Below are 26,883 nucleotides of genomic sequence, written 5' to 3'. Positions count from 1 at the left end.
ACGACAATAATTCAACCAATAAAATAATTGGTATCAACAAACTTGGCACACTATTGAGTTCTCAAACAACAGGAGCACCCGGCACCAGTCGGACCCTTCTTCAAGGCCCTCCATCGCTCCGGAGCAACTTTTCAAATTTACCCGCACTGCAGGTCCCTGTCAACTCAACCCGTTCCCGCACGCCTCTCAATGAGGTTCGACCTAAGCCTTGTGTGGTTTCGAGCTGTTCAACTGTTCCCTCAGCGCGGATATAAACTCTACTCCGGTTCGGCCCAAATGTAAATCCAAGGTTGCCTGCGAGCGAAGACCCGCGGAATTCCGGGGGTCTCCGCTGCGGCAGCTTTAGGTCGCCGGCTTCAGATACAGGACTCCCAGCGGAGGCACCGTCAGCACGGCGGAGGCCGGATGGCCATTCCAGGCGCCTTCGGCACCGGCGACAAGCCCCTTGTTCCCGACGCCTGATCCTCCGTACTCCGGGTCATCCGTGTTCAGTACTTCCTGCCAGTTACCGGCCCAGGGCAATCCGATTCGGAAATCGGTATGCGGGTGTCCGGCGAAATTCGCGATGCAGACCACCGGGTTGCCGTGGTTGTCCCACCGGATGAAGGAGAGTGTGTTGCGCGCCCCGTCGTTTTCGTCGATCCACTGGAAGCCAGCAGGTTCGTTGTCCCGTTCGTACAGGGCGGGGGTCTCACGGTAGAGCCCATTGAGGTTGCGAACCAGCTTCTGCAATCCCTTGTGCGGAACGTTTTCGGACAGCCACCAGTCGAGGCCGTGTTGCTCGGACCATTCAGCTTCCTGCCCGAACTCCGTCCCCATGAAAATCAGCTGCTTGCCCGGATGCGCCCACTGGAAAGCAAGGTAAGCGCGCAGGTTTGCGAGCTGCTGCCACCTGTCCCCCGGCATCTTGCGGAGCATCGAGCCCTTCCCGTGCACAACCTCGTCATGGCTGATCGGGAGCAGGAAGTTTTCCGTGTAGGCGTAGACCATGGAGAACGTGGCCTTGTTGTGGTGGTGGACCCTGTTGATGGGGTCCTCCGAAATGTACTGGAGGGTGTCATGCATCCAGCCCATGTTCCACTTCAGCCCGAAGCCCAGTCCCCCGGCGCTGGTGGCCCTGGTGACGCCGTCGAACGCGGTGGATTCTTCCGCGATGGTGACAATGCCCGGCACCCGCTTGTACGCCGTGGCGTTGACTTCCTGCAGGAAGGAAATGGCTTCCAGGTTTTCGCGGCCGCCGTGGACGTTGGGGTACCACTGGCCTTCCTCACGCGAATAGTCGCGGTAGAGCATGGAAGCGACAGCATCCACGCGCAGCCCGTCGATGTGGAACTCCTCAAACCAGTAGAGGGCATTGGCAACCAGGAAGTTGCGTACCTCGCGGCGACCGAAGTCGAAGATAAGCGTGCCCCAGTCGGGGTGCTCGCCCAACCGGGGATCTTCGTGTTCATAAAGCGGCTGGCCGTCGAAGCGGGCCAAAGCCCACTCGTCCTTGGGGAAGTGCGCCGGCACCCAGTCCAGGATGATGCCGATGCCGGCCTGGTGCAGCTTGTCCACCAGGTATTTGAAGTCGTCCGGATGGCCAAACCGCGAGGTAGGCGCGTAGTAAGAGGTGACCTGGTAGCCCCAGGACCCGCCGAAGGGGTGCTCGGCCACGGGCATCAGCTCGACATGCGTGAAGCCCTGCCACTTGACATACTCGACCAGCTGCTCGGCCAGCTGGCGGTAGTCCAGACCGACCCGCCAGGAACCCAAGTGCACCTCGTACACACTCATGGGCGAGTTGTGCGGATCGCGTGCAGCACGCCGGGCCAGCCACTCGCCGTCGGAAAAGTTGTACCGGGTATCCACGACACGTGAACCGGTCAGCGGCGGCACCTCGGTCCAGCGGGCCATGGGGTCCGCTTTCTCATGCCAGTGCCCGTCGCGGCCCAGCAGCTCGTATTTGTAGATCGAGCCCGATGCGACGCCCGGGATGAAAATCTCCCAAACACCGGATCCGCCCATGGACCGCATGGCATGCCGGACAGCGTTCCAGCCATTGAAGTCACCCTTGACCCGCACGGCCTGGGCATTCGGCGCCCATACCGCAAAGCTGGTGCCGGTGACGTCGCCCAGTGTGGAATTGTAGTGGCGGACATGAGAGCCCAGAGCCGTCCACAGCGTTTCGTGCCGGCCCTCGCCGATCAGGTGCAGGTCGATTTCGCCCAGCGTTGGGAGGTAATGGTACGGATCGTCCACCAGGAGGGGGGCGCCGCCGTCGTACACCACCTCGAGACGGTAGTCCGGCACATGACCCGCACGTTCCGCGGGCAGGGTGGCAACCCAGACGCCTTCCTGCTCGTGCTGCATGGACACGCGTGTTGCCGCAGTGATGACGGTGACGGAGTCCGCTAGCGGCTGCAGCGAGCGGACCGTGACATGGCCGTGGTCATCCAGATGGGCGCCGAGGACGGCGTGCGGCTGGAAGTAACTGCCATGCGCGACGGCGGACAGCGTGTTCTGGTCGACCGGCACCGGATTGCCGGCGCTGGTGGCGGAGGTCGCCGACGTTTCGGCCCGCCCTTCGGCAAGCGTCGCCGCTGCGGGTCCGACAGCTTGTGCCGTTTCCGAGGAGGAGGCTTGGCCTGCAGCGGAACTGCTTGCAGCCGGTTCGCCGTCGCCCGCCGTAGAAGAGTTGGCGTTAGAAGAGTTGCCGGCAGAAGAGTTGGCAGTCTGCATCTGTTCCAGCGCGCGGCGGACGGCCTTGACCGGGACGCCGACCCAGCGCGGACGGTTCCGCTGTTCGTACACAACTTCGTAGAGCGCCTTGTCCAGCCACAAGCCTAGGAACAGCGGGGAGGTCGTGTCGATGCGGACCCCGGTCTCACGTTCATAGCCAGCGATGAACGCATCAGCGGCCGCGGCTGTCCAGCGGTCTGCAGCGGCTTCCACCTGTCCCGATTCGTTGCCCTCGGCGGTGGTGACCGCGACGCCGCCGGCATAGTCGAAGGAGCGGAGCATGCCAACGACGTCGCGCAGGGCGACATCGTCCGTACCGCGGCTGCCCATGGGACGCAGCGGTTCGCCTTCAAAGTCCAGGACTACCCAGCCGCGTTCGGCCGAGTGAAGGACCTGGCCCAGGTGGTAGTCGCCGTGGATCCGCTGAAGCTCGGGGCGTTCCTCAAGGTTTTCCAGCCGGCGCAGCAGCTCATCCACCGTCCGGTCCAGCGGACCGACGGCGGATCCTGCCTGCGCCCAACCCCACCGGATCCGCTCGCGGAGTTCGGCTGCCAGCGCTGCGGCTTCCTCTTCGGTAGCCTCATGTGCGCCGAAACTCTTCCGCAGCTGGCTGTGGATCCGGCCCGTAACCTGCCCAAGTTCGCCGGCTTCCTTGGTGAAATCGGCGTCGTCCAAGGCCGCCGCCGAGGCGGTGCGCCAGGCGTCCTTGCTGTTCGCGATGTACTCGCGCAGCACGCTCAGATGCCCGGAGTCCCACAGCTTGTCCGCATTCGAATCCGTGTGCTGGCCCGGCGTGTGCCAGCCTCCGGTCACCCAGCCGTAGGTGGCGGGAACTTCGCTGGCGCCAAGCTCGCTCAACATCGCCCCGATTTCAACATCGGGATTGGCGCCGGCCTCCAAGACGCGGAAGAACTTCACGATGAGGGATGCACTGTCCGTTTCCACGACCACCGAGGTGTTGGACTGCTCCCCGGCGAGCACGGAGGCCTTCAGCGGAGCGTCGAACGGCGGCCAGTCGCCGAAGCCTGCACCGGCGTGGCCACGGGTGCGGCCGTCCGCGGTCACGGATTCGCGCCGCATCAGTTCCAGCCAGGCGGCGACGAATACCGGGTCGTGGGTGCCGTCGTACAGCCAGCAGTTTTCCGTGCCCTGCCGTGGCTCGGCTCCGGTATGGCCGATCAGCGCCGCTTCGCCGCCCTCAAGCGGTTCGTGCCGGAAGCTGACCGGCACGTTGACGATGAAGACGTCCTGGTCGGTGTGGACCGCAACAATATGGACCTCCAGCGCGACGGCGTCTGCCGGGTCCTGCAGGCGGATTCCGCCGAGTCGGCGCAGCACCGTTTCTTTGCCTTTGGCCGGGAACCATCGCTGCTGCGGCAACCAGTCGTGGAGCAGTTCAGGCAAGGACTGCGAAGCATTGGTAACGGTGTTTGTCATGGGCTCTCCACCTCAGAACGGGTGTTCACCGAAGTGAGCACGGGAAGGGCTTCGGTCAAAGGCGACGCCGGATTGGACCGGGCCGAACGCACACGCAGCCAGAAGAAATCGTGGCTGCCGAGCGTCAGGGTCAGCTGACCGGCGTCGTCAAGGGCAGGAAAGGGTAGTCCGCCGAACAAGTCGCGCAGACCCCGCCCCGCAAATTCTGGCATCCGCAAGGGCGCGGCCACCGGGTGTTGCGACAGATTAAAAATGCACAGCAGCGCTTCCGGCTCCGCCCCTTCGCGGTTGCCCGGCGGAATTTCGCGGATGAATGCCAGGACGGATTCGGCTTCTGTGGGCACATTGCGGTAGCCGCCGAGCCCGAAGGCAGGATGGGCTTTGCGTACCGCGAGCATTTGGCGCACCCAGTGCAGCAGGGAGCTGCTGTGGGCAAGCTGCGCCTCGACGTTGACGTAGTTGTAGTTGTAGACCAGGGACTGCACCACCGGCAGATAAAGCTTGCCCGGATCCGCCGTCGAGAATCCGGCATTGCGGTCCGGGTTCCACTGCATCGGCGTGCGCGAGGCATCGCGGTCTTCGAGCCAGATGTTGTCGCCCATGCCGATCTCGTCCCCGTAGTACAGAAACGGGCTGCCCGGCAGCGACAGCAGCAGCGCGTGGATCAGCTCAAGCTCGGCGCGGGAGTTATCCAGCAGCGGGGCCAGCCGGCGCCGGATACCGATGTTGGCCCGCATCCGCGAGTCCGGCGCGTACCAGCCGAGCATGGCCTCGCGTTCTTCATTGGTCACCATTTCAAGCGTCAGCTCGTCATGGTTTCGCAGGAACGTGCCCCACTGTGCACCGGTGGGTATGTCCGGTGTCTCTTCCATGGTCTGGATGATGGGGGCGGCCTTCTGGTCGCGCAGGGCGTAGAACAGCCGCGGCATGATCGGGAAATGGAAGCACATGTGGCACTCCGGCACCAACCCGCCGTCGTCGGTCTTTTCGCCGAAGTACTCCACGACTTCATGCGGCATCTGGTTGGCCTCGGCAATGATCACCCGGCCGGGGTACTCCGAGTCCACCAGGGCGCGCAGGTCCTGCAGGAACTTGTGGGTTGCCGGCAGGTTTTCGCAGTTGGTCCCGTCCTCTTCGAACAGGTAGGGAATGGCGTCCGCGCGGAAACCGTCGATGCCCTGGTCCAGCCAAAACCTAACGACGTCGAAAACGGCCTCGATGACCTTGGGGTTCTCGTAGTTCAGGTCCGGCTGGTGGCTGAAGAACCGGTGCCAGAAGAACTGCCGGCGGATCGGGTCGAACGCCCAGTTGGATTCCTCGGTATCGACGAAGATGATGCGCGCATCCTGGTATTTCTCGTCCGTGTCGCTCCAGACATAGAAGTCCCCGTACGGCCCGTCAGGCTCCCGCCGCGACGCCTCGAACCACTGGTGTTGGTCCGAGGTGTGGTTCAGCGGCAGATCGATGATCACCCGGACGCCGCGGGCATGGGCCTCTGCAACCAGGCGTTTGAAGTCGCTGATGGTGCCGAATTCGTCCAGCACGTCGTAATAGTCGGCGATGTCGTAGCCGCCGTCGCGCAGGGGGGATTTGAAGAACGGCGGCACCCACAGGCAGTCGATCCCCAGCCACTGCAGGTAGTCCAGTTTGTCGATCAGTCCCGAGAAGTCCCCCGACCCGTCCCCATTGGCATCTGCGAAACCGCGGACCAAGACCTCGTAAAAGACGGCCTTGCGATACCAATGGGGGTCATGCGCCAGTCCAGGCGCATGGAGTTGGAAGGGACTGGCCACTAGCTGCTCCTACGGATATGCAGGATATGCGCGGGCTCGAAATGCGCGTCCAGCCGCACATAGTTGTGCTCGCCCCACCGCCAGCTTTCCCCGCTGATCAGGTCGTCCACCCAGAAGGTGCCGTCCTCGTTCAGGTCCGCCGGGTCCAAGCCGAGTGCGGCGAGGTCCAGGCTGACGGTGCATTCGCGGGCACTGTGCGGATCCACATTCACGACGATGATGATCGTGTCTTTCCCGGTGCCCTCGCTGCCGTCTGCGGCCGGCAGGTTCTCCTTGTGCTTGGAAAAGACCACGGTGGCGTCATCCGTGCTCCGATGGACAGTGAGGTTCTGCAGGTCCCGAAGCGCCGGGTGGGCACGCCGGATGTGGTTAAGGCGCGTCAGGTACGGGGCCAGCGAGCGGCCTTCCGCTTCCGCACGGGCAAAGTCCCGCGCCTTGTACTCGTACTTCTCATTGTCGATGTATTCCTCGGCGCCGGGCCGGGCGACGTGTTCGTAGAGTTCGTAACCGGCGTAGACGCCCCAGAGCGGGCTTCCCATTGCGGCCAGCACGGCGCGGATCTTGAACGCCGCCGGGCCGCCGTACTGGAGGAACTCGGTCAGGATGTCCGGAGTATTGACGAAAAAGTTCGGCCGGAAGAACGCCGCGGTTTCATGACTGACCTGGGTCAGGTACTCTTCGATCTCGGTCTTCTGGTTGCGCCAGGTGAAGTAGCTGTAGGACTGCTGGAACCCTGCGCGGCCCAGCGCATGCATCATCGCCGGCACGGTGAAGGCCTCGGCCAGGAAGACCACATCCGGATCGGTGGCGTTGACCTCGCCGATCAGCCATTCCCAGAACCAGACCGGCTTGGTGTGCGGATTGTCCACCCGGAAGATCTTTACCCCGTGGCTGATCCACAGCCGGACGATGCGCAGCACTTCTTCCGACAGGCCCTCGGGGTCGTTGTCGAAGTTCAGTGGGTAGATGTCCTGGTATTTCTTCGGCGGGTTCTCTGCGTAGGCAATGGTGCCGTCCACGCGGGTGGTGAACCACTCCGGGTGCTCCCTGGCCCAAGGATGGTCCGGCGAGCACTGCAGCGCGAGGTCCAGGGCGACTTCGAGCCCCACGTCCGCGGCGGACCGGATAAAGCGGTCGAAGTCCTCGAAGGCGCCCAGGTCAGGGTGGATGGCGTCGTGGCCGCCTTCGGCGGCACCGATGGCCCACGGCGAGCCCGGATCATCCGGACCGGCGGTGAGGGTGTTGTTGGGCCCCTTGCGGTTCGTCACGCCGATGGGATGGATCGGGGGCAGGTAAATGACGTCAAAACCCATGCCGGCGACGGCTGGGAGCCGCTCTGCCGCCGTCGTAAAGTTTCCCGACGTCCATTTGTTGGCGGCCGGGTCGAAGACGGCGCCCTCGGAGCGCGGGAAGAACTCGTACCAGGCGCCGCGCCCGGCCAGATCCCGCTCCACCAGGATGGGGTACCGCTGTGACTCGGTGACGAGGCTGCGGATGGGGTGGGTGCGTACTGCCGCGAGGACCTCATCCGAGCCGCCCGCGGCCAGACGGTCTTCGGCGGAGCGGCCTTCATCGGCAATGGCGCCCGCGGCCCGGCGCAGGACCTCTGCGTTCTCGGCCGGGCGGCCGTCCTGTCCGGCGGCCTGGTTGAACAGGCGGATTCCTTCGGCCAGCATCAGGTCCACGTCCACGCCCGCGGCGATCTTGACCTCGGCGTTGTGGTGCCAGGTGGCGTAGAGATCGCCCCAGCCTTCAATGGTGAAGGTCCAGTTTCCCGGCGATGTGGGGCGGAGGGTGCCGGCCCAGCGGTCCGTTCCGCCGCCGAGCGGACGCAGGTGGGTCCGCTGCACGGCGTGGCCGTCCGGGTCGTACAGCACCGCGGTCACGCCGAGCTGGTCGTGGCCCTCGCGGAAGACTGTGGCGGCGACTTCGATGTCCTCGCCGGGCACGGTTTTGGCGGGAAAACGCCCGCAATCCACCACCGGAGCGACCCCGGTGATGGGGATCCTGCCAAAGCGCAGGCGTGAGTTGGACGGTGCCGGACGCGGTTCCTCGGTGAATGTGCTCACAGACTAGACGTTAGCGACAAATGTGCCGGTTTGCTAAGGCTTCTGGACGAACTGGGTACAAATTCGGATCGTTACTCAAGCGTTTACGTATTTGAAACCGACATATGGTTACATCTGCGCTACCGTAGGCCGGGTGAAGGCAATCCGCAGATTTACGGTCCGCACTGTTCTCCCTGACAGCATCGCCGCCCTGGGCCGGCTGGCAGGCAATTTGCGCTGGTCCTGGCACCGGCCCACCCAGCAGTTGTTCGAGCGTCTTGACCCTGTCCTGTGGGCCAAAAGCCATGACCCGGTGGCGTTGCTGGGCTCGTTCAACCGCGAGCAGCTCCAGGCCCTGGCGGCCGACGCTGCGCTGGTGGACCAGATCCAGGCCCTCAGTGCAGACCTGGACCGGTACCTGAGCGACGACCGCTGGTACCAGACCCTCGGTGCGGAAGCACCGGCGTCGATCGCTTATTTCTCCCCCGAATACGGCATCAGCTCGGTCCTCCCCCAGTACTCGGGCGGGCTCGGCATCCTCGCCGGGGACCATCTCAAGGCCGCCTCGGACCTGGGCGTGCCGCTGATCGGTGTCGGCCTGCTCTACGCGGCCGGCTACTTCAAGCAGTCCCTCAGCCGCGACGGCTGGCAGCAGGAAACGTACCCGGTGTTGGATCCCGATGGGCTGCCGCTGACCCTCCTGCGCGAAGCCGACGGGACGCCGGCGCAGGTGGAACTGCCGCTGCCCAATGAGCGCCGCCTGCTGGCGCACATCTGGCGTGCCGACGTCGGACGCGTGCCGCTGCTGCTGCTCGATTCGAACGTGGCCGGCAATGACGAGGCCGCACGTCATATTACGGACCGGCTCTACGGAGGCGGCGGCGACCACCGGCTCCAGCAGGAGCTGCTGCTGGGCATGGGCGGCGTGAAGGCCCTGCGCATCTACGAGCGGCTGACGGGCACACCCGCGCCGGAAGTTTTCCACACCAACGAAGGCCATGCCGGCTTCCTTGGCGTCGAGCGTATCCGCGAGCTGATGGACACCGGGCTGAACTGGCACGAGGCGCAGGCCGCGGGCCGCGCCAACACGGTCTTCACCACGCATACCCCCGTACCGGCCGGAATCGACAGGTTCGAGAAGCTGCAGGTCGAGCATTTCTTCCGCGCCGGCCTGGCCCCGAATGTGCCGATCGAAATGATCCTCGCCCTGGGCGCCGAAAATTACGACGGCGGGGATCCCACCAAATTCAACATGGCCGTCATGGGCCTGAGGCTGGCCCAGCGGGCCAATGGCGTGGCCAAGCTGCACGGCGTGGTCTCCCGCGGCATGTTCTCCGGACTCTTCCCGGGGTTCGACACGCAGGAAGTGCCGATCGCCTCGGTCACCAACGGCGTGCATGTGCCTACCTGGGTGGATGCCCGGATCGCCGCGCTGGCCAAGGCCAAGTTCGGCACCGAGTCCGTGGTGGCCCGGCAGTGGGACAAGGTCTACGACGTCGACGACGAGGAGATCTGGAACCTGCGCCGCGAGCTGCGCTCCACCCTGATCGACGACGTCCGGCGGCGGCTGCGCTCCTCCTGGAAGAAACGCGGCGCCACGGATGCCGAGCTGGCCTGGACCAAGAACGTGCTGGATCCGGATGTGCTGACCATCGGCTTTGCCCGCCGCGTCCCCACCTACAAGCGGCTGACCCTCATGCTGCGCGATCCGGCCCGGCTCAAGGCACTGCTGCTGCACAAGGAGCATCCCATCCAGCTGGTCATCGCCGGCAAGTCCCACCCCGCCGATGAGCAGGGCAAGCGGATGATCCAGGACCTGGTCCGTTTCACCGACGACCCCGCGATCCGGCACCGGATTGTCTTCCTGCCCAACTACGACATCGCCATGGCGCGCACGCTCTTCCCGGGCTGCGACGTCTGGCTGAACAACCCGCTGCGGCCGCTCGAGGCCTGCGGAACGTCGGGCATGAAGGCGGCCATCAACGGCGGGCTGAACCTGTCCGTGCTGGATGGCTGGTGGGATGAAATGTACGACGGCGACAACGGCTGGGCGATTCCGACGGCTAATCCTTCCACGACGTCCGGAACGGATTCGGTGGTCAGCCCCGAGGAACGCGACGACATCGAGGCCGCCGCCCTGTACGACTTGCTGGAGAACCAGGTGGCCCCGCGCTTCTATGGGGAGGCCACCGAAGGCGCCACTGCCGCCGGGCCGTCCGCGCCGGTTGCACCGTCCGACCGGCTGCCGCACCAGTGGATTGCGATGATCCGGCATACCCTGGCCAACCTGGGGCCCGCGGTTTCGGCCGAGCGCATGGTGGAGGACTATGTCCGCCAGCTCTACACGCCCGCCTGCGCCGCAGGCCGCGACGCCCGCGCCGCGGACTTCGCCGTCGCCCGGGATTTTGCGGGCTGGATCAGGCGGGTGCGCGCGGCCTGGCCCGACGTATCAGTGGAACATGTGGACTCGCTGGGTGTGTCCGACAATCCGCAGATCGGGGACCCGCTGCGGGTCAATGCCTATGTGCGCCTGGGCAAGCTCAACCCTTCGGATGTCTGCGTCGAGGTAGCCCACGGCCAGGTTGGCGAGGGAGATGAGCTGGACCAGACGGGTTTCGATGCGCTCTCCTTTAAAGAGGACTTGGGCGAGGGCAGGTTCCTGTTCTGCGGGGAGGTCGTGATCGACCGCTCCGGTTCCTTTGGCTACACCGTACGGGTCCTGCCGCTGCATGACTCCATGGCGGCGAAAGCCGAGCTTGGGCTGGTGGCCAACGCGAATTAGGCGGCTGGCCGCCAACGGGGCCTATGCCTCCGGGGAGGACTGTCCCGCTGTGCCGACGGCGGTGGTGAAGCCGATCAGCTTATGGGTGCCGTCGCAGTAGGGCTTGATCGAAGACGCTCCGCAACGGCACAGCGCTACGGTCTTCCGGCGGCGCGGTACCAGTTCACCGTCCGGCGTCACGATTTCGACATCGCCGCGCAGCAGGAAGGGCCCGTCCGGGCAGGCTACGAGGACGTTGTCCGGGTGTGCGGGGCTGCAAGGGCTTCCTGACGTTCCGGCATTTTCATCGGTGTCTGCTGTATTGCAGGTTGGCTCGGTTGACTCGATCGGCTCGGCTGGCTGCATGGGAAGTTCCTTTCCTGGTCCCGGGGCGGGAGCGGTGATGGGATGTGCTGCGATCGTTGGGCGGCATACTTCCGCCGCAGTTGGTAGCGGGGCGTGCCCGCCGTGGGCATCCGGTTGCCGGCGTATTTCACGCCACCGGCCAGCCGCTGGCCCAACGCCAGCCAGATGCAGACGGCGCGTTCGAGCAGCCAGCACGGCGTCCACAGCGCCGAGGTCGGCGGGAAGACAGCGCGCCCGTTTTTCCGCCGTCGTCCGGCTTCCGCCATGGCGACGGCGGCCGCCAGCAACGGGATCCAGCGGGCCGGCCGGCGGGCCGCGAAGATCATTAACGGCAGCAGCGTAAGTTCCACGGCCAGCCGGACTGGCTGGGCGAAGTCGTCGTAGGCCTGGCGGACCCGCTGTCCCCTGAAATGTGCGGCCGTTGCCGGCATCCGGCCGACAAAAAGATCGTCCGCCCTAAGTTCCCGTCCGCCGGCGGCCTTGATCGTGCGGATCAGCTCGAGGTTTTCGAACAATACGTCCCCGTCGTATCCGTCTGTAGCGTCCAGAGCGCTGCGGCGGACTCCCAGCGTACCGGGGAAGTCCGAGGCAACGGCGCGGTTGAGCAGCGTGCGTGCGGTGTCCCAGCGGGCATGCCAGGGCAGGGCCAGGAAGTAGTTCTGCGGCCGGACAACGTCTGCCCCCGACAGCAGTGCCACCAGCCGGCGGAGCGAGGGAAGGGTGTAGCGGACGTCGTCGTCGGCCAGCACCAGGTATTCCTTGCTGCTGTGCCGCACTCCTGTCATCACGCCGGCGACTTTGCCGTTGCGCCCCGGCCAAACTTCGGGCCTGCGGTGCTCCACCAACCCGGCCCACGCTGCTGCGTGTACCTCATACAGTTCGGGGGCGGAGCCGTCCACCACGGTGATGCGGATCCAGCCCGAGAGCATGCGGAGGTAGCCGGTCAGCTCATCGAGGCCCTCGTCCGAAAACCAGCGCAGCGGCAGAATGTACTCCGCCTCGGGCAGCTGCACCTCGTGACCGCTGCTGCCCTCAGTCCCGGTCATGCTGGCGCTCCCTCCTGCCCGCGGACAGGACCGCCGCTGCTCATGCCGCCAGATCCAGCGGGATCCGCAGCGAGCTGCGCCCGGCCTGCCAGGCCGAAAGCTGGTGCGTTCCCACCAAAGCGTCCACGGCCAGCGCCGCTGCGGCCCCGAACAGGATGTCCGGCAGCAGCCCAGGTTCCGCTTCCGCGAGTCCGCCGGCCAGATCGCGCCCGGCGATCTGTTCGTGGACGGCATCGGCCTCGACATGCTCGTCGAAGTAGCCGGTCACATCCTCGCCGTGGCCATGGCGGCGGAAGCCCCGGCTGTAGAACTTGTTCGGGATGGATGACGTCATCTCGTACGCCGCCAGATGCCCCACGATCGCGCCGCGCAGCCGCCGGTTCAGGCCGAACAACGACATCATATTGACCGAGGCCAGCGTCACGGCAGGGATCAAATCCACATACGCGCCGTACTGATCGTCCAGCCCCAGGCCCCGCATTGACCGGGCGAAGAGTGCCGAGTGCATCCGCTCCGGCCGGCCGCCGCCATATTCGTCCGCCTGGATTTCCACCAGGGCCGCCTTGGCCCGTCCGGTCAGCCGCGGGATCGCCCAGCTGTGCGGATCCGCTTCCTTGAGCTGGTAGACGGACCGGTGGATCAGGAACTCCCGCAGTTGCTCCGGCGTCGCCTCCCTGGCGACGTATTTCGAAACGCTGGGGCCGTCGTCGTCCCCCGTGAGTTTGAACAGCGCCGCCGCTACGTCCCCGGCAATGGGCGGTGGAGCGTCGGGCACCTCGGTCATCCGGCGGAGGACGCCCTCAAAGCGGCGTTCCAGCTCCAGCCGGAACGCGGTCAGCTCCGGATGCCATTCCCACCGGTCGTCCACACCCTCGATGCCGCCGTAGTGCAGCTCGTAGAGACAGAAGAGCGCAAGCTGCAGGTCGTCGTCGTCCATTAGCTGACCCGGGGCCGTCTGTTCCATGGCGGCGCCCAGCCTTGCTAGCTCGGGCACATGGTGTTGCGGTGCCGTGGCGAGGATGTCCATCAGGATCGAGCTCACCGGTCCGCGAGGCGTAGGCATTTTCATTATTTCTCCTGTTCCAAGGGAACCCCTTACTTCTAAGCATACTTACCAATACGATGGAATTTGTCCGACCATGTCGGGTTCTCCCCAGGAGGTGATCATGACACACGAAGATACGACGGCGAAGGGATCGCGGGCGCCATCGCCCGAAGACTCCCGTAAGCCCGATTCGCCCGGCGACATTAAGAAACCGTCGTGGCTCTACGTCTTCCGCAAGGCCATCCGCGAGTTCTCCGCGGACCAGTGCACGGACCTGGCTGCTGCCCTGACCTACTATGCAGTGCTGTCCTTGTTCCCGGCACTGCTGGCGCTGGTCTCACTGCTCGGCGTCTTCGGACAGGGCGAGCAGACCACCACATTCATGACAGACATGCTCCAACGGGTGGCACCGGGAGGGGCAGCAGAGACCATGCGCCAGCCGATCGAGCAGCTGGCCAATGCGCCCACCGCCGGGCTGGCGCTGATCGTTGGTGTCGCCGGTGCACTATGGTCCGCTTCCGGCTACGTCAACGCCTTCAGCCGCGCGATGAACCGGATCTATGAAATCGAAGAGGGCCGGCCGTTCTGGAAGCTGCGTCCGGTCATGCTGCTGATTACCCTGGTGGTGGTAGTGCTGGCCGCGCTGATGCTGCTCATCCTGATCCTGTCCGGTCCCGTTGCGGAAGCCCTGGGTTCGGCCATCGGACTGGGCAGCGTGGCGCTGACGGTGTGGAACATCGCCAAGTGGCCCGTGCTGGCTGCCTTCGCCGTGCTGGTGGTGGCGCTGCTCTACTACGCCACTCCCAACGTGAAGCAGCCGAAATTCCGCTGGATGAGCATGGGCGCGTTCATCGCGCTGCTGGTGCTGGCCCTGACCACTGCCGGCTTTGCCTTCTACGTAGCGTTTTTTTCCAACTACAACCGGACCTACGGCGCAATCGGCGGCATGATCGTGCTGCTGCTGTGGTTCTGGCTGTCCAATCTGTCCCTGCTCTTCGGTGCCGAGTTCGATGCAGAAACCGAACGCGGCCGCCAGCTGCAGGCAGGCATCGAGGCGGAGGAAACCATCCAGTTGCCGCCTCGTGATACCCGCAAGAGCGACAAGCAGCTCGAAAAAGAAAAGGAGGACATAGAGCGCGGCCGTTCTCTGCGCCGCAAATACGCCCAGACCGAGGATGATTCCGGCGGCCCAGGCTAACCATCATCTGCTCCGCAGGAAGAAACCGACGAGGAAAAGGAATTGCGATGACTACGAATCCGAATACCGGCAACTACGACGACGGCGTTCCCGGCTACAGCCAGCCCGGCGGTCCGGTCAGCCAGGATCCCTACGCCCCGGATCCTTATGCCACGCCGGCCGACCAGCAGTCCAAGAGCGATACGGCAAAGGAAGAGGCCCGGGAAGTAGGCCGCGAGAGCAAAGCCGCCGGCGAGCACGTCAAGGAAACGGCCAAGGGCGAGGCGAAGCAGGTAGCGCAGGAGGCCAAGCAGAAGGCCCGCGGCCTGATGTCCGAGCTCGGCGACGACGTCAAAAGCCAGGCCAGCAGCCAGCAGCAGCGCGTGGCATCGGGCCTGCGCTCCATCGGCGACGAGCTCCGCTCCATGTCCCAGAACTCGGAAGGTTCGGGTACGGCTACCCATCTTGTGGGGCAGGCGGCTGACAAGGCAGGCTCCGTGGCAGGTTGGCTGGAGAACCGTGATCCGGGCTCGCTGCTGGACGAGTGCAAGCGCTTTGCACGCCAACGTCCCGGCGCCTTCCTTGCGATCGCGGCCGGCGCAGGACTGCTTGCAGGCCGGTTGACCCGCGGTATGACCGCAGACAGCGGAGGATCCGGACAGACCGGACAGGGCGCAACACAGTACGGCGGCGCACACCGCGCGACGCCGGCAGTGTCCGACTATGACTACGACACGCAAAGTGCCGCGGGCTTCGCTGCCCCGGGTGCACAGACAGGCTCGGCACTCGGCGGCGCAGCCGGAGCCCCGGAAACCATCGGGTATCCCTCCGGCACCCCGACCGGTGCCACCGAGCGCCAGGAAACAAATTCCGGTCTCGGTGGAGCGGCTGGCACGCCGGAGACCATCAGCTACCCGGAGGAACCGCCGGCCGGCGGCCGGGGCACGGCCATTCCGGAGCGGGACCCGTATGAGGGCGGTGGGAGCCGATGACCGAGAACCGCGTTCCCGATCCGGGTCAGGTTCCGCCCACGCGCGCCGAAGTCAAGGCGGAAAACGAGTCGCTGGGCGATTTGCTCGGCGAAGTCAGCCGTGACATTTCGATACTGATGCGCCAGGAACTGGAACTGGCCAAGGCCGAACTCAAGGAAACCGGAACAAGGGCCGGCAAGGGCGTAGGGATGATGGTGGGTGCCGCGGTCGCGGGCCACTTCGTCCTGCTGTTCCTCTCCATCGGCCTTTGGGATGCCCTCGGCTCCCTCATCGGCTGGGGCTGGTCCGCGGTGATAGTCGCCGTCATATGGGCAATCATCGGCGCCATCCTCTTCGCCGTCGGCAAGAAGCAGATGAAGACCGTCCAAGGGATGCCCCGCACCACGGAGTCCGTCAAGAAAATACCCGAAACTCTCAAGCCCAGTGAGGAAGCACGATGAGCCAGTCACCAGAAGAAATCCGAGCAGACATCGAACGTACCCGGGCACGGCTTGGCACGGATGTAGACGCCGTCGCAGAGAAGGCCTCGCCCTCGAACATGGTGCACCGGCAGACGGACAAGGTGAAGGATTCCGTTGGCCGGGCCAAGGACAAGGTCATGGGCGCCAAGGACTCAGTCATGGGTGCCAAAGATGACGCGAGCGGCTCCGCCCGGTCCATGGCGCACGACGCCGGCGAGGCAGTCAGCGAAGCACCGCACCAGATTGCCCGCAAGACCGAGGGCAATCCGCTGGCCGCGGGCCTGATCGCCTTCGGCGCCGGTTGGCTGGTCTCCTCGCTGTTCCCCGCCAGCAAGGTGGAGCAGCAGGCGGCCGAAAAGGTGAAGGACCAAGCCCAGCCCCTGGTCGAAGAGGTCAAGGGCTCCGCCCAGCAGGTGGCTCAGGACATGAAGGAACCTGCCCGGCAAGCGGCCGAGGATCTGAAGACTTCGGCCAAGGAATCGGCGGAGAACGTCAAGGCCGAAGGCCAGACGGCGGCGCAGGACGTCAAGGACCGGGCCGACACGGCACGGCAGCACGTTCAGGAACCGCCGGCCGGCCGGGTCTAGGCCGGCTTTCAGGGGTATCCGCTCCGGATTGGTCCGCGACTGTAGCAGAGCGGGACCTGGCCAAGACGGGTAGAGGGGAACGACGGCGGTGGTGCACACCGCCGTCGTTCTCTAATTTTCGCCCGGTAGCCAGGCGCGATAGACGCTGAGGGCATCCGCGCCGATGATCTCGCGTTCGCCGCTGCGCACTTTGGCGCCGCGGCGCTGGTCATCCAGCTTGGACGTGGTCAGGACCAGTTCAAACATCCGGTTGTTGCCGTCGAGGATGCCGAAATCCTTCAGGGCGCCGGCGCTGGGCATCGTGATCTTCCGCGGCTCGCACCGGCCGTTGATCACCACCAGCCCGTCGATGACGCCGTCCGGCGAGCCCATCAGCAGCTGGACGGTCCGGCTGCCGGGATCGGTCCACTGCTCCTGGGTCATGGGTTCGCCCGCTTCGTTGAACCACAGCAGGTAGGAGCTCTGTTCCCGGGTGGGATAACTGCGCGGCTGGCTGGTCAGGAAGGACTGCCGGATCCGCAGCAGCCGCCGCGTGATCTTGAACATCTGTTCCTGGCGGTCGTCGAGCACCCAGTTGAGCCAGGACAGCTCATTGTCCTGGCAGTAGGCGTTGTTGTTGCCGTGCTGGGTTTTGCCCAGTTCGTCCCCGGCGGTGATCATCGGGACGCCGAGCGAGAGCAGCAGCGTGGCCATCAGGTTCCGGGCGGAGCGGGCCCGCGCATCCAGGACGGCCGCGTCGCCCGTGGGACCTTCGACCCCGTGGTTGTAGCTGCGGTTGTGGTTGGTTCCGTCCCGGTTTTCTTCGCCGTTGTCCTCGTTGTGCTTGCGGTCGTACGATGTCAGGTCCGCCAGGGTGAAACCGTCATGGGCGGTGATGAAGTTGACCGACGCCAGCGAGCTGCGGCCGGAACCGGCGAAGACATCGGCCGAGCCGGCCAGACGGCTCGCCAGGCGTGCCACCGATCCGCCCGGCATGCCCTGGCTGATGGCGTGCTGGTCCCCGAGCCAGAAGTCCCGGACGGTATCGCGGAAACGGTCATTCCAGTCCGCCCAGCCGGCAGGGAAATTACCGGTCTGCCAGCCGCCCGGCGCCACGTCCCATGGTTCGGAAATCAGTTTGACCCGGGACAGCGTGGGGTCTTCCGCCGTCGCACGCAGGAACGGATGGCGCGGATTGAAATGGCCGTCCGGGTCGCGGCAGAGCGAGACGGCCAGATCGAAACGGAAGCCATCGATATGGAATTCCTGGACCCAGTACCGCAGCGAGTCCAGCACCAGGGCCAGGACCTGCGGCTCGTTCAGGTCAAGGGTATTGCCGCAGCCGGTGGTGTCCAGGTAGTTGCCGTGGCCGTCGTGGCGGTAGTAGACCTCGTCGCCCAGGCCGCGGAACGAGTAGGTCTGCTGGTGTTTGCCGCCCTCGGCGGTGTGGTTGTAGACCACGTCGAGAACGACTTCGAGCCCGGCTTCGTGCAGACTCTTGACCATGGACTTGAACTCGTCCTGCACAGCCTTTGGCCCCGCGGCGCGGGCGGCCTTGGTGGCGTACCGGGCGTGCGGGGCGAAAAAACCCAGCGTGTTGTAGCCCCAGTAGTTGGACAGGCCCAGCTCCTGCAGGTGCGGCTCGTCGATATGGAAATGCACCGGCAGCAGCTGGACGGAAGTAACGCCCAGGTTCTTGAAGTACGCGAGCATGACCGGGTGCGCCAGACCCGCGTAGGTGCCGCGGAGCGCTTCGGGGATCTCCGGGTGCAGCTTGGTCTGGCCCTTCACATGGCATTCGTAGACCACCGTGTCCCGCCACGGCACCTCCGGCGAAGTGTCGCCGGCCCAGTCGAACCCGGCCTCCACATGAACCGAACGGAAGATGCCGCCGTCGTCGTCAATGGCACGGCCGTAAGGATCCAGCAGCAGCTGCCCCGCACCGCCGTCGGGCAGTGCTTTGCCGTGCGGCCACAACGCATAGCGGCCGCCGGGGAGCAGACCCCGGACGACCCCATGATGCACGCCATCGGTCAGCTCCGGCAGTAGCGCGGAAACCCACCGGCCGTCGGAGTCCTCGAAATGGATGTCCAGGGCGGAGACCGCCGGCGCGAACACCGCCACGTTGACCTCCCCGGCCACCAGCCCGGCAGCACCGGCGCTGACGCCCAGCGGTGCGGGACTGGAGGTCCGGGAGGAACGGCCCTCGCTGCCCCGGCGCCCGGCGGTCTGCCTGCCGACGCTCGGGTTGGCTGTGGTGTTGACGGGAGTGACGGAATCGGCGGTGTTGGCCAAGGGTTCGCCTGTTCTGTTGGTACGGCGGCGCTATTGCGCAGCGCGCTGCCGGGATACTTCGTACAGGCTGATGCCCACGGCCATGGACGCGTTCAGCGATTCCATGTCCGAGTCGATCGGGATGGAGACAATCTGATCGCAGTTCTCGCGGACCAGCCGGGACAGGCCCTTGCCCTCGGAACCGACCACGATGCACAGCGGCTCGGTAGCGAGTTCCAGCCCGGGCAGCGAAACGTCTCCGCCGCCGTCGAGCCCCACGACGTAGATGCCCAACTGCTTGAAGGCCTTGAGCGCGTTGTTCAGGTTGGAGGCCCTGGCCACCGGGACGCGCACGGCCGCACCGGCACTGGTCTTCCAAGCAGAGGCCGTCATGCCCACCGAGCGGCGCTCGGGCACAATGACGCCGTGACCGCTGAAGGCCGAGGCCGAGCGGATGATGGCGCCGAGGTTACGCGGGTCCGTGATGCCGTCCAGCGCGACAAACAGCGGCGCGTTGCGGATATAGCCCTTCTTGAACTTCGCCATGGTTTCTTCGGCCAGTTCCAGCGCGTCCTGGTAGTCGTACGGCGGGATCTGCAGGACCAGGCCCTGGTGGACGGCGTCTTCGGTCATCCGGTCAAGTTCCGGCTTATGGGTTTCCATCACCGGGATACCGCGTTCGGCGGCGAGCTTCAGGGACTCCTTGACCCGGTCATCCATCTCCACCCGGACCGCGACGTGCAGCGCCTTCGCCGGCACTCCGGCGCGCAGTGCCTCCACCACGGAGTTGCGCCCGGTGACGACCTCCTCCGCGGTCTTGCTGCGTCCGCGGGAGGCCCCTGCCCGGCCTGCGGGCCGCTTGGCAACGGAACGTTCGGCGAGTTCCTTGCCGCGGTAGGCCTTGTGGTACGGCCGGTCCTCCGCCTTCGGGGTCGGCCCCTTGCCTTCGAGAGACTTGCGCCCGTGCCCTCCGGTCCCCGTGGTGGGGCCCTTCTTGGTCTTGCGCACCGCTCCGGGGCGTCCTTTGTTGGCCATGGTTTTACCTTCGGTCAGTCAAATATGCTCCGCACCGGTCGGCGCGGGATCAGTTTCTAGCGATTCCCGTCGTCCAGGTCTTGCCTATGCGTACGAGTTTACCGGGCTGCCACGGTCCACGTGGGCCCGTCCGCGGAATCCTCCACCACGACGCCGGCCGCGGCCAGCGTGTCGCGGATGGCATCGGCCCTGGCCCAGTCCTTCGCTTCGCGCGCTGCCCGGCGTTCCTCGAGCTGCGCCTGGACCAGGGTGTCCAGCGCCTGACGTGCCGCGATGTCCGTCCCGCCGGTGTTCCAGTGCGGATCCAGCGGGTTGATGAAGAGCACGTCCGTCATCGCGAGCACCTGGTGCAGCGCCCGCTCTATCCCTTCGCTGTCCTTGCCGTCCAGGGCTGTGTTGCCGGCCCGCACGGTCTCGTGGATCACGGCCAGCGCCTGCGGCACGTTCAGGTCATCATCCATCGCGGCGCGGAAGGCCTCCGGGACATCGCTGCCCACGAAGCCGAAGTCTTCGCCGTAGAGGAACTTCAGCGACCGCTGCAGGAACCCTTCAATACGTTCGACGGCGGCCGCGGCCTCCGTGAGCGAGCCCGGGTTGTAATCCAGTGCGGAGCGGTACTGCGCCTGGCCCAGGTAGTAGCGGACCACCACGGGCCGGGCCAGCTCCAACATTTCGGTGGGGGTGACAATGTTGCCCACGGACTTGGACATCTTTTCACCCTCGTAGGTGACCATGCCGTTGTGCATCCAGAAGTTGGCGAACCCGTGGCCGGCGGCGCGGGACTGCGCCATCTCGTTTTCGTGGTGCGGGAAGCGCAGGTCCAGCCCGCCGCCGTGGATGTCGAACTCCGGGCCCAGGTACTTGGTGACCATGGCCGAGCATTCCAGATGCCAGCCGGGGCGGCCGGTGCCCCACGGGCTGGGCCAGCTGGCGGTGGCGGGCTCGCCCTCCTTGTAACCCTTCCACAGCGCAAAGTCGCGCGGATCCTTCTTGCCGCGGGGACCGGCGTCGGGCGCTGCCTGCATGTCTTCGATCTTCTGCCGTGTCAGCGAGCCGTACTCGGACCACGAGCGCACGTCGAAGTAGACGTCGCCGGAGCCGTCCAGCGCGGGGTAGGCGTGGCCGCGGTCGATCAGCAGCGCGATGAGCTGGTGCATTTCCGGAATGTGCCCGGTGGCGCGCGGCTCGTAGGTGGGCCGCTGCACGCCGAGGATGTCGTAGGCGCGCTCGAAGGCCTGCTCGTAGCGGTAGGCCAGCGCCCACCACGGCTCATTGGGGACCGCCAGCGGGTCCTCCAGCGCTTCCGGCAGGTAGGAGGCGGCGGATTTGGCCAGGATCTTGTCGTCGATGTCCGTAACATTGCGGACCACGGTGACCTCATAGCCGCTGTAGCGCAGCCAGCGGGTCAGCTGGTCAAACGCGATGCCCGAGCGGATGTGGCCCACGTGCGGATCCCCCTGCACCGTGGCACCGCAGTAGTAGAGGCCTACCTTCCCGGGCTCCAGCGGGACGAAATCGCGGACTTCTGCACTGGCGGTGTCATAGAATCTCAGGCTCACCGCTCCAGATTAGCTGTCAGGGCTGGCGAACCGAAACAACGACGGCGGTCGCCACCGCCGCGATCCCCTCGCCTCTGCCGGTGAAACCCAGGCGGTCGCTGGTCGTGGCGGCGACGCTCACCGGCGCTCCGGCGGCCTGAGTGAGGGCCGCCTCGGACTCGTCCCGCCGCGGGGTGAACTTGGGGCGGTTGCCGATCAGCTGCACGGCGACGTTGCCGATCTCGAACCCGGCGTCGCGAACGATCCGGGCGGCTTCGGCCAGCAGCGTGAGCCCGGATGCGCCGGCGTATTCCGGCCGGTCGGTGCCGAAGTGGGTGCCGAGATCGCCCACTCCTGCGGCCGAGAACAGGGCATCTGCGGCGGCGTGGGCCACGGGATCGCCGTCGGAATGACCGGCCAGGCCTCGTTCGCCTTCCCAGTGCAGGCCGCCCAGCCACAGCGGCTGCGGGTCATCCTCGGGTGCGTAAGCGTGGACGTCCACGCCGATGCCTGTGCGCGGAAGCGGGTAGGGGAACGTGGCCACGGATCAATCCTCCATTGTCGGGACAGGCTGGTTAGCGGTGGTCGGCTGGCCGGTTCGGGAGCGGGCTGCCACCAACGCTTCGGCGGTCATCAAGTCGAGCGCCGTGGTGATCTTTAGGGCCTCCGGCGATCCGGGCACCAGGAACACCTCGGTGCCTTGGCTTTCCAGCAGCATCGCATCGTCCGTGATCGCCTCGGCCTCCAGCGGCCCCATCGCGGCCAAGGTGCGGTGCGCGGCGGTCAGGGCGGCGGCGTCGAAACCCTGCGGGGTCTGCACCGCGCGCAGCCGGGAACGGTCCGGGGTTCCGGCCACTTTTTCGCCGGCGATGGCCTGTTGCCCGGCTGCGGAGGGAACGGCGGTCTTGATGGTGTCCGCCACGGGAACCGCAGGAATGACGGCCTTCGCCCCCGCGGCCAGCGCCTCGACCACGCGGACGAAAACTTCCGGCGGCGTGAGCGCGCGGGCGGCATCGTGGACCAGGATGCCGTCCAGATCCGGGCCCAACCCGGCCAGTGCCCGGCTCACGGAAGCGGCACGGCTGGCACCGCCCTCCACCGCCGTCACGGGAACCCGCCCGGAAGCCCCGGCACAGACGGCCCGCAGCACGGAATCGCCCGCCGGTACGGCCACGCAGATCCGCTCCGCGATCCCTGAGGCCTGGATGCCCTCCAGCGCGTGCGCCAGGATGGTGCGTCCGGCCAGCGGTACCTGGGCTTTGGGCAGCCCGTAGCCAAGTCGTTGGCCGGAGCCTGCTGCAACAACAACGACGCCGATCCGCGGCTTGGAACTTCTGGGCACGGCCCAAGCCTATACCGGCATTGAAAAAGCGGCCGGTCCATCAGGACCGGCCGCTTTAAGTTCATTGTGCCTTGCAGGCTGCCGGGTTAGGAGGCCAGGACCTCGTCGAGCACTTCAGCTGCCTTGTCTTCGTCTGTCTTTTCCGCAAGAGCCAGTTCGGAAATCAGGATCTGGCGGGCCTTGGCCAGCATGCGCTTTTCGCCTGCCGAAAGACCGCGGTCCTGCTCCCGGCGCCACAAGTCACGGACTACTTCCGCTACCTTGATAACGTCACCGGAGGCCAGTTTTTCCAGATTCGCCTTGTACCGACGCGACCAGTTGGTGGGCTCTTCAGTGAACTCGGCACGGAGAACGTCGAACACGTGCTCCAGGCCTTCCTTGCCCACTACATCCCGAACGCCAACCAGGTCTACGTTCTCTGCCGGAACCTCAATGGTCAGGTCACCCTGAGCCACGCGGAGCTTGAGATACATCTTCTCTTCGCCCTTGATGGTGCGCATCTTGATCTCTTCGATCTTCGCTGCACCGTGGTGAGGGTAAACTACCGTCTCGCCGACCTCAAATACCATGTGGACTTTCCCCTTTCCCGCCTACAAGTTTACCACGGAAAAAGGCCCTACTTCCCCGAGTTTGCGCTGGTCAGAGGCCCTCGGAGGGGCAAAATGATCCGTCTTATGGTCTTGACGGATCCGACGATTGATGCATCCCGGGGTCAGTCTGACGCGTTCTTTACGGGTGCCGAGTCCTGTTTTTTGGGCGATTACGGCTAGGCTAGTGACCGTGTTGTGCTTTCTGTCCGCGCAACCGCCACTCATCTACAAAGCCTTTTGATTGAGGAGTTCCTGCTGTGAAGATTGCGCCGAAGAACCGTGTGCAGCGTGCCCTTGTAGCCGGCGCCGCCGCACTAGCCCTGCTGGGGACCGCAGGGTGCAGCGCCATCAATGAACAGGCGACTACGTTCTCCTACGCGGCCAGCGATGGCGTCGTGGCCGACATCGGCCCGATCGACCTGCGCAACCTGATGATCGTTGCCGCCGATGCCGAATCGCCGGGCCGCGTGCTGGGCACCGCCGCAAACACCTCGGACTCCCCCGTCCAGCTGAGCCTGGCCGTTGCCGGCAGCACCGCCAGCGTTACTGTTCCGGCCAACGGGCAGATCCGTTTCGAGCAGGATGAGAACGAAACGATCCTCAGCAACCCGGGCGGCGTTCCCGGTTCCATCGTCGACGTCACCGTCCAGGTCAACTCGGACTCCCAGGTAGTCGGCGTACCGGTCCTGGACGGCACCCTCGCTGAATACACCGAGTTCGTACCCGGCGGCACCCCGGCCGAAACCAGCGCCCCCGCCGAAAGCGCCAGCCCGGAAGCAACCGAGGCAGCAACCGAAACGGCGTCGCACTAGCCGCTGCCCCGCGCCGGCTGGCCCGGCCTGGGCATACAAGAAGGACCGCACTCGCAAGGAGTGCGGTCCTTCTTGTATGCCCAGGGGTTTACGGCTCGAATTTGTAGCCGAGGCCGCGGACGGTGACCAGATAACGCGGGGCGGACGGGTCCGGCTCCACCTTGCTGCGCAACCGCTTCACGTGGACGTCCAGGGTCTTGGTATCCCCGACGTAGTCGGAGCCCCAGACCCGGTCGATCAGCTGGCCGCGGGTGAGCACCCGGCCCGCGTTGCGCAACAGCATTTCCAGCAGTTCGAATTCCTTCAGCGGCAGGGAGACCTGCTCACCGCTGACGCTCACCACATGCCGCTCGACATCCATCCGGACCGGGCCGGACTGGACCGTATTGGAAATCAGCTCTTCCGGCTCGCCCTGGCGGCGCAGGACGGCGCGGACACGGGCTACCAGTTCGCGCGAGGAATAGGGCTTGGTGACATAGTCGTCGGCGCCCAGTTCCAGGCCGACCACCTTGTCGATCTCCGCGTCCTTGGCGGTCAGCATGATCACGGGTACGTTGGATCGCTGGCGCAGCTGCCGGCATACCTCGGTGCCGGACTGTCCTGGCAGCATCAGATCCAGCAGGACCAGATCCGCACCGGACCGGTCAAACTCCACTACGGCGTCCAAACCGTTGTCGACAACCTGTACTTCAAAGCCCTCTTTGCCCAAAAGATAGCTCAGCGGATCGCTCAGCGACTCTTCATCTTCGACAACCAGAATGCGGGTCAAGCACTAACTCCTTGCTCACGGGCGCCTGCGCCCTTTGGTGTTTCCCGGGCCGGTTCATTGCCGGCCTCGTCCTCGGAATCGGACTGCTCCATCTCCGGCAGCCGGACGGTAAAGGTCGATCCCTGCCCGGGCTGGGACCAGACCGAAATTTCACCGCCATGCTGGGAAATGACGTGTTTGACAATGCTCAGTCCCAGCCCGGTTCCGCCGGTCTGCCTCGAGCGCGCGGCATCGATGCGGTAAAAGCGCTCGAAGATGCGGTCCTGCTCATCCTGGCTGATCCCGGGCCCCTGATCGGTAACCGACACCGTGGCGAGGCCATCGCGGGTCCGCATGCCGACTCCCACGGTGGAGCTCTCCGGCGCATAGCGGATGGCGTTATCGATGAGATTGCGCAGCGCGGTCATGAGCAGATCTGCGTCCCCGTAGACTTCGTTGTCTAGTTTGCCGCCCACCACAATCTTAATGTCCTTGCTTTCGGCCGGCAGCCGGTTGCGGTCCACGGCTTCGGCGACCACCGCGTTGAGGTCGACAGCCTCACCGGACTGCACCACGTCGGCACTTTGCAGCCGCGACAGTTCGATGATGTCCTGCACCAGCGCGCTGAGTCGTTTGGACTCCTTCTCCATCCGCTTGGCGAACCGGCGCACCGCCACCTCGTCATCCGCGGCCTCTTCAATCGCCTCGGCTAGCAGCGACAAGGCGCCGACCGGGGTTTTCAGTTCGTGCGAGACGTTGGCGACGAAGTCGGTGCGCATCGCCTCGGTGCGGGTGATTTCGGTCCGGTCGTCGGCCAGCAGCAGGATGTATTCGTCCCCGATGGGAGCCACCCGTACCTGCACGATGATCGTGCCTTGGCCCAACGGGCCGCGGGGCAGTTCCAGCTGTCGTTCTTCGATCACGCCGTCGCGGCGGACCCGTGCGGTCAGTTCCAGCAGTTCCTTGTGCACCACGGTGTGGCCGCGGACCAGGCCAAAGGCATAGGCCCCGGGGCTGGCACGCACTACGCCGTCGATCACATCAACAATCACGTAGGCACGTCCGACGACGGACAACACTTCCGCCGATCCATCCGGAATGGTCGGCTCGGCAACTTCGATGCGGTCCCGCCGCTGGCTCTCGCTCAGCCTGAAGGCGAACACACCAAAGGCGCCCAGCACGATGCCGGCCAGTCCGGCCAGCAGGCCGATCATCAGAGCACTCACGCCTCTAGCTTATGCCTACGAAAGCGCCACAATTACCCGTTCCAGTAGTAATCAAACAGGGGTTCAACTAACGTTCACCTAGAGACGGGTAACAGTTCACCGGGCGCTGAAAGTCTGCTTGGTAAGTGTGACCACAACTATTGCAACAAGTGAAAGGACGCCCTGTGCGCAAGGTATTCCAGGCGGAGCTCCACCAGGTCGGCGAACAGCTGATCGAGATTTCACGGCTCGTAGCCGAAGCGATGGAGAAGGCGAACCAGTCGTTCGTTAACGCCGATATCGAACTCGCCCAGGAGGTCATCGCTGCCGATACGCGGATCGATTTCCTGCAGAACGACCTGGACGAACGCGCCATTGAGATCCTGGCGCTCCAGGGACCGGTGGCTTCGGATCTGCGCATGATCGTGGGGGCGCTGCGTATGAGTGCGTCGCTGGAGCGGATGGGCGACTTAGCCCGCCATGTCGCACAGCTGGCACGCATGCGCTATCCGGCGAATGTCAGCCCCGAGTCGCTGCGCCCCACGTTCGCGGAACTCGCCGAGAATGACATCGCCATCGCACGAAAGCTAACGGAGCTGCTGGACACCCGCAACCTCGAGTTGGCGCGGGACATCAACCGCCACAACGACCGTATCAACGAACTGCATGCCGGTATCTTCAAGGCCATTGCGGCCCCTGACTTCTCCGGCACGGCTCCCACCGCCGTCGACGTTTCACTGGCCAGCCGCTACTTCGAGCGCTTCGCGGACCACGGCGTCTCGGTGGCCCGCAAGGTCACTTACCTGGTGACCGGCGAATGGCAGCCCCACGCCGAGTCCAGCTAACCGTTCTCGGTCCGGGCGGCCACCGTCCGGCCTCAAGAAACCCTCCGGACCAAAAGCGAAGGCCGGCCCTAAGCGCAGTAA

General features: G+C 65.3%; 21 protein-coding genes. 7 read left to right on the top strand and 14 right to left on the bottom strand.

Going from position 1 to position 26,883, the window contains the following annotated elements; genetic code table 11:
* Positions 1–342 precede the first annotated feature (342 nt).
* From glgB to AC3A4M_RS09715, 3 genes are read right to left on the bottom strand one after another with little or no spacing between them, the layout of a single operon-like run.
* Entirely contained in the window at positions 343–4,158 is a 3,816-nt protein-coding gene (gene glgB / locus AC3A4M_RS09725; RefSeq protein ID WP_498735563.1) for a 1,4-alpha-glucan branching protein GlgB, read from the bottom strand.
* Positions 4,155–5,951, bottom strand: a complete 1,797-nt coding sequence (gene treS / locus AC3A4M_RS09720) for a maltose alpha-D-glucosyltransferase (protein ID WP_498735562.1) — start codon at positions 5,949–5,951, stop codon at positions 4,155–4,157. The genes glgB and treS overlap by 4 nt, the downstream gene beginning before the upstream one ends.
* A complete protein-coding gene (locus tag AC3A4M_RS09715) occupies positions 5,951–8,020 on the bottom strand; it encodes an alpha-1,4-glucan--maltose-1-phosphate maltosyltransferase (RefSeq protein WP_498735561.1) in 2,070 nt (689 codons plus the stop codon). Before AC3A4M_RS09715 ends, treS begins: the two co-directional genes overlap by 1 nt.
* A 133-nt stretch (positions 8,021–8,153) precedes the next feature.
* On the opposite strand from AC3A4M_RS09715, the gene glgP reads away from it, so the two are divergent.
* Positions 8,154–10,781, top strand: a complete 2,628-nt coding sequence (gene glgP / locus AC3A4M_RS09710) for an alpha-glucan family phosphorylase (protein ID WP_498735560.1) — start codon at positions 8,154–8,156, stop codon at positions 10,779–10,781.
* Between the two features lie 21 nt (positions 10,782–10,802).
* Here the strand turns inward: glgP and AC3A4M_RS09705 are convergent, their stop codons facing one another.
* Genes AC3A4M_RS09705 through AC3A4M_RS09695 form a run of 3 tightly spaced genes read right to left on the bottom strand, consistent with a single transcriptional unit; the run spans position 10,803 to position 13,241 of the window.
* Positions 10,803–10,961, bottom strand: a complete 159-nt coding sequence (locus tag AC3A4M_RS09705) for a CDGSH iron-sulfur domain-containing protein (protein WP_498735559.1) — start codon at positions 10,959–10,961, stop codon at positions 10,803–10,805.
* Positions 10,962–11,005: 44 nt separating this feature from the next.
* Complete coding sequence (locus AC3A4M_RS09700) at positions 11,006–12,172, bottom strand: glycosyltransferase family 2 protein (RefSeq protein ID WP_498735558.1); 1,167 nt, start codon at positions 12,170–12,172, stop codon at positions 11,006–11,008.
* A gap of 40 nt (positions 12,173–12,212) precedes the next feature.
* Positions 12,213–13,241 (bottom strand): iron-containing redox enzyme family protein, encoded by a 1,029-nt coding sequence (locus AC3A4M_RS09695; protein WP_498735557.1) that lies wholly within the window; start codon positions 13,239–13,241, stop codon positions 12,213–12,215.
* Positions 13,242–13,338: 97 nt separating this feature from the next.
* Between AC3A4M_RS09695 and AC3A4M_RS09690 the strand changes: the two genes are divergently transcribed.
* The 4 genes from AC3A4M_RS09690 to AC3A4M_RS09675 are packed head-to-tail and all read left to right on the top strand — an operon-like array spanning position 13,339 to position 16,434.
* A complete protein-coding gene (locus AC3A4M_RS09690; protein WP_498735556.1) occupies positions 13,339–14,415 on the top strand; it encodes a YihY/virulence factor BrkB family protein in 1,077 nt (358 codons plus the stop codon).
* Positions 14,416–14,462: 47 nt separating this feature from the next.
* A complete protein-coding gene (locus AC3A4M_RS09685) occupies positions 14,463–15,386 on the top strand; it encodes an ATP synthase subunit B family protein (RefSeq protein ID WP_498735555.1) in 924 nt (307 codons plus the stop codon).
* On the top strand, positions 15,383–15,826 hold the full coding sequence (locus tag AC3A4M_RS09680; protein ID WP_498735554.1) for a phage holin family protein: 444 nt from the start codon (positions 15,383–15,385) through the stop codon (positions 15,824–15,826). The genes AC3A4M_RS09685 and AC3A4M_RS09680 overlap by 4 nt, the downstream gene beginning before the upstream one ends.
* Positions 15,823–16,434, top strand: a complete 612-nt coding sequence (locus AC3A4M_RS09675) for a DUF3618 domain-containing protein (protein WP_498735553.1) — start codon at positions 15,823–15,825, stop codon at positions 16,432–16,434. The genes AC3A4M_RS09680 and AC3A4M_RS09675 overlap by 4 nt, the downstream gene beginning before the upstream one ends.
* A 111-nt stretch (positions 16,435–16,545) precedes the next feature.
* Here AC3A4M_RS09675 and glgX read toward each other — a convergent pair whose 3' ends face one another.
* The 6 genes from glgX to AC3A4M_RS09645 all read right to left on the bottom strand — a co-directional run bounded on the left by glgX (position 16,546) and on the right by AC3A4M_RS09645 (position 23,171).
* Positions 16,546–18,555, bottom strand: coding sequence for a glycogen debranching protein GlgX (gene glgX, locus AC3A4M_RS09670; protein WP_498735587.1), 2,010 nt, complete (start codon positions 18,553–18,555; stop codon positions 16,546–16,548).
* Positions 18,556–18,738: 183 nt separating this feature from the next.
* Positions 18,739–19,722, bottom strand: a complete 984-nt coding sequence (gene rlmB, locus AC3A4M_RS09665) for a 23S rRNA (guanosine(2251)-2'-O)-methyltransferase RlmB (protein WP_498735552.1) — start codon at positions 19,720–19,722, stop codon at positions 18,739–18,741.
* A gap of 98 nt (positions 19,723–19,820) precedes the next feature.
* Entirely contained in the window at positions 19,821–21,281 is a 1,461-nt protein-coding gene (gene cysS, locus AC3A4M_RS09660; RefSeq protein ID WP_498735551.1) for a cysteine--tRNA ligase, read from the bottom strand.
* 16 nt (positions 21,282–21,297) lie between these two features.
* Positions 21,298–21,804 (bottom strand): 2-C-methyl-D-erythritol 2,4-cyclodiphosphate synthase, encoded by a 507-nt coding sequence (ispF, locus tag AC3A4M_RS09655; protein WP_498735550.1) that lies wholly within the window; start codon positions 21,802–21,804, stop codon positions 21,298–21,300.
* 3 nt (positions 21,805–21,807) lie between these two features.
* Positions 21,808–22,602, bottom strand: coding sequence for a 2-C-methyl-D-erythritol 4-phosphate cytidylyltransferase (ispD, locus tag AC3A4M_RS09650; protein WP_498735549.1), 795 nt, complete (start codon positions 22,600–22,602; stop codon positions 21,808–21,810).
* A gap of 86 nt (positions 22,603–22,688) precedes the next feature.
* On the bottom strand, positions 22,689–23,171 hold the full coding sequence (locus tag AC3A4M_RS09645; protein ID WP_074699806.1) for a CarD family transcriptional regulator: 483 nt from the start codon (positions 23,169–23,171) through the stop codon (positions 22,689–22,691).
* A gap of 278 nt (positions 23,172–23,449) precedes the next feature.
* Here AC3A4M_RS09645 and AC3A4M_RS09640 point away from each other — a divergent pair, with 278 nt between their 5' ends.
* The gene (locus AC3A4M_RS09640) at positions 23,450–24,004 is read left to right on the top strand and encodes a hypothetical protein (protein ID WP_498735548.1); all 555 of its coding nucleotides are present in this window, start codon (positions 23,450–23,452) and stop codon (positions 24,002–24,004) included.
* 88 nt (positions 24,005–24,092) lie between these two features.
* Here the strand turns inward: AC3A4M_RS09640 and AC3A4M_RS09635 are convergent, their stop codons facing one another.
* The gene (locus AC3A4M_RS09635; RefSeq protein ID WP_074699808.1) at positions 24,093–24,773 is read right to left on the bottom strand and encodes a winged helix-turn-helix domain-containing protein; all 681 of its coding nucleotides are present in this window, start codon (positions 24,771–24,773) and stop codon (positions 24,093–24,095) included.
* Positions 24,770–25,969, bottom strand: coding sequence for a sensor histidine kinase (locus AC3A4M_RS09630; protein ID WP_498735586.1), 1,200 nt, complete (start codon positions 25,967–25,969; stop codon positions 24,770–24,772). Before AC3A4M_RS09630 ends, AC3A4M_RS09635 begins: the two co-directional genes overlap by 4 nt.
* Positions 25,970–26,142: 173 nt before the next feature.
* On the opposite strand from AC3A4M_RS09630, the gene phoU reads away from it, so the two are divergent.
* On the top strand, positions 26,143–26,802 hold the full coding sequence (gene phoU / locus AC3A4M_RS09625; RefSeq protein WP_498735547.1) for a phosphate signaling complex protein PhoU: 660 nt from the start codon (positions 26,143–26,145) through the stop codon (positions 26,800–26,802).
* The last annotated feature ends 81 nt before the right edge of the window (positions 26,803–26,883 follow it).

This window comes from Arthrobacter sp. Soil_C_60, assembly GCF_057656375.1.
Note: the sequence above shows the minus strand (reverse complement) of the source record. Positions and strands in the feature narration are given on the sequence as shown.

Bases quoted from the DNA above. Each gene is read 5' to 3' on its own strand.
- glgB (WP_498735563.1), bottom strand. From the start codon at position 4,158: ATGACAAACACCGTTACCAATGCTTCGCAGTCCTTGCCTGAACTGCTC.
- AC3A4M_RS09700 (WP_498735558.1), bottom strand. From the start codon at position 12,172: ATGACCGGGACTGAGGGCAGCAGCGGTCACGAGGTGCAGCTGCCCGAG.
- AC3A4M_RS09695 (WP_498735557.1), bottom strand. From the start codon at position 13,241: ATGAAAATGCCTACGCCTCGCGGACCGGTGAGCTCGATCCTGATGGAC.
- AC3A4M_RS09690 (WP_498735556.1), top strand. From the start codon at position 13,339: ATGACACACGAAGATACGACGGCGAAGGGATCGCGGGCGCCATCGCCC.
- AC3A4M_RS09685 (WP_498735555.1), top strand. From the start codon at position 14,463: ATGACTACGAATCCGAATACCGGCAACTACGACGACGGCGTTCCCGGC.
- AC3A4M_RS09680 (WP_498735554.1), top strand. From the start codon at position 15,383: ATGACCGAGAACCGCGTTCCCGATCCGGGTCAGGTTCCGCCCACGCGC.
- AC3A4M_RS09675 (WP_498735553.1), top strand. From the start codon at position 15,823: ATGAGCCAGTCACCAGAAGAAATCCGAGCAGACATCGAACGTACCCGG.
- rlmB (WP_498735552.1), bottom strand. From the start codon at position 19,722: ATGGCCAACAAAGGACGCCCCGGAGCGGTGCGCAAGACCAAGAAGGGC.
- AC3A4M_RS09645 (WP_074699806.1), bottom strand. From the start codon at position 23,171: ATGGTATTTGAGGTCGGCGAGACGGTAGTTTACCCTCACCACGGTGCA.